The sequence below is a fragment of the Oceanisphaera pacifica genome, from assembly GCF_017498065.1.
GTDB lineage: Bacteria > Pseudomonadota > Gammaproteobacteria > Enterobacterales > Aeromonadaceae > Oceanimonas > Oceanimonas pacifica.
Genome location: NZ_JAGDFX010000031.1, coordinates 1 through 2,492 on the forward strand (window position 1 = coordinate 1; position 2,492 = coordinate 2,492).

General features: G+C 44.4%; 2 protein-coding genes and 1 pseudogene. 2 read left to right on the plus strand and 1 reads right to left on the minus strand.

The annotated features are described in order from the left end of the window. Positions 1 to 138: 138 nt before the first annotated feature. Positions 139 to 246 (plus strand): annotated as a pseudogene (locus J3U76_RS14645) (PAS domain-containing protein); the annotation flags it as partial. Between the two features lie 33 nt (positions 247 to 279). Next, on the plus strand, positions 280 to 819 hold the full coding sequence (locus J3U76_RS14285; RefSeq protein WP_279382295.1) for a methyl-accepting chemotaxis protein: 540 nt from the start codon (positions 280 to 282) through the stop codon (positions 817 to 819). 664 nt (positions 820 to 1,483) lie between these two features. Here the strand turns inward: J3U76_RS14285 and J3U76_RS14290 are convergent. After that, complete coding sequence (locus J3U76_RS14290) at positions 1,484 to 2,353, minus strand: putative bifunctional diguanylate cyclase/phosphodiesterase (RefSeq protein WP_243454279.1); 870 nt, start codon at positions 2,351 to 2,353, stop codon at positions 1,484 to 1,486. Between the last annotated feature and the right edge of the window lie 139 nt (positions 2,354 to 2,492).

The following is a 2,492-nucleotide window of genomic DNA, read 5'->3' on the forward strand; positions in this document are numbered from 1 at the left end:
TTTAAAGGTCTCGATGTGCATGGATTTCTCCCGAAAAGGGAGCATATGATCATAATCGATAGATCACGTCAACTAGTGAGCGGCTTAATGCCTTAACTGTTCAAAAAACGTTCGTGATCTTGCCCTGCTCTAGCCCGCGGTGAATTTGTATCAGATCGCTTTAAGCGCCTAGATAAATACGGCAACACCGTCTGGTTAGAGGCCAGCTATAATCCTGTTCATGATGACAGTGGCGAACTTTATAAAGTGGTTAAGTTTGCCACTGTCATTACCGAACAAATGGACAGAGAAGCGAAAATAGCTGAAACATCAGAAATTGCTTATGAAATTTCAAAAAAGACTGATGAAGATGCCGCTAATGGTATGAGTGTGATTGACACCACTATTAGCACCATGAATGCGTTATCTGAACAAATGGATACAGCCAGTCGCAGTGTTTTTGAACTCGACACTCAATCGGCAAAAGTGTCTAGCTTAGTAGAAAGCATTAGAGGGATTGCTGAGCAAACTAACTTGCTTGCCCTTAACGCAGCCATAGAAGCCGCCCGCGCCGGCGAACAAGGTAGAGGGTTTGCCGTTGTGGCCGACGAGGTACGTAACCTCGCTTCAAGAACCAGCCTAGCAACCGAGCAAATTATTGAAGTGGTTACAGAAAATAAACAACTAACGGGGCAAGCCGTGTCGGTAATAGAAGAGAGCTTAAAGAAAGCAAATGATGCGCTTGAGCTTTCTAATGACGCAGGCCAAGTGATTAATGAAATTCAAAACGGTGCCAAACAAGTAGTGGACGCTGTATCCAGCTTTAATAATACGCTTTAAGCATATTTTGCAACGGAAGAACGCGAAAACCACAGAAAAATCATAGAAAATGGGGAGTAGGGACTGGGGAATAGGGATTAAAGCTGCACCGAGCGCCCGATAAACAACGTAGAGGCCGCTTCAGCTGGCCGGTGGCGCGTAGCGGCACTTGTTTAAATCAATATTTTGCTGCGCAGCGCTTTCCCTAAGACAGAAGCCGGCTAAAGCGGCTTCTACAAAAGCGAAAGCAGTGTTTGTCAGTTAATTCAACATTCAAAATCCAACATTCATCATTGCCTTTGGGTCATTGCGAGGAGCGCAGCGACGCGGCAATCCAGGCCCTTCGGGCAGCGATCAGCTTTAAGCCGTCAGCTATCAGACAAACAAAAAACAAACCGCAGTTTTTCTTTAACGTAAGGCGTACAGCGTTAAACGTATAACTTTGTTTGAAATGGATTGCCACGCTGCGCTCGCAATGACGACAAAATACAGTGCGAGCACCAAGCGCTGTTTTTTTAACTAACAGCTGATAGCTGACGGTTGACAGCTACCCGAAGGGGTTGCTTTTGTAGGGGCGAATTTATTCGCACAAAAAACCATGGCACGGCTTAAAATCGGTCGAATAAATTCGACCCTACACACGATTGGATTTTTTAACGTAAGGCGTACAGCGTTAGACTTATAGCTATCTGTTAAATGGATTGCTTCGTACCTCGCAATGACCCAAGGCTCCGGCTGCTCCGTATTTTTCTTTAACTGACAGCTGATAGCTCCCCAGAGGGGGTGTTTCAGCTTGAAGTTGTTTATGATGCCCCTCGGCGAAAGTAATAAAAGCGTCTGGCTTTAATGGCGGCGAATACCAATAGCCTTGCACAATAGTACAGCCCATCTCTTTTAATAACTCAATATGCTCAAGGCACTCAACGCCTTCGGCAACGGTATCGCAGCCAAGATTACGCGCCATATTAATCACGGTTTCTGCCAAACGACGGTCTTGACTATCGGCATCCATGTCTTTAATAAAAGCCCTATCTATTTTTAATACCGATACCGGCATGTTCTTTAAATAAGCTAATGACGAATAGCCAGTACCAAAATCATCAATCGCAATAGAAACGCCCTGCTCTGCCAGTCGGTTTAACTGACTAATAGCCAGGTCTACATTTTGCATTAAGCCCGACTCTGTTACCTCAACTTCAATCGCTGATAATGGCACAGTACTGGCTTTCAGTTGAGCAATTAACTTACCGGCAAAATCAGATTGCGACAGCTGTAAAGCCGCCACATTAACCGCCACTTTAAAATCTTTAGGTAGCTGTTGCTCAGCAAACCAATATTCTAACTGGTTAATGGCTTGATCTATAACCCAATCGCCAATACGCAGTATTTCTCCACTAGCTTCAGCAATTGGAATAAAATCGGCAGGAGAAATAAAACCTAGCTCTGGGCTTATCCAACGCAATAACGCTTCAGCACCAATAATATGACCATGCTGTAAATCTACTTTAGGCTGATATACCAAGAACAGCTCATTATTATCAATAGCACCGCGCATCGCTTGACGACACAGGGCAAGATCACGAACGTTTTTTGAACAGTTAAGGCATTAAGCCGCTCACTAGTTGACGTGATCTATCGATTATGATCATATGCTCCCTTTTCGGGAGAAATCCATGCACATCGAGACCTTTAAA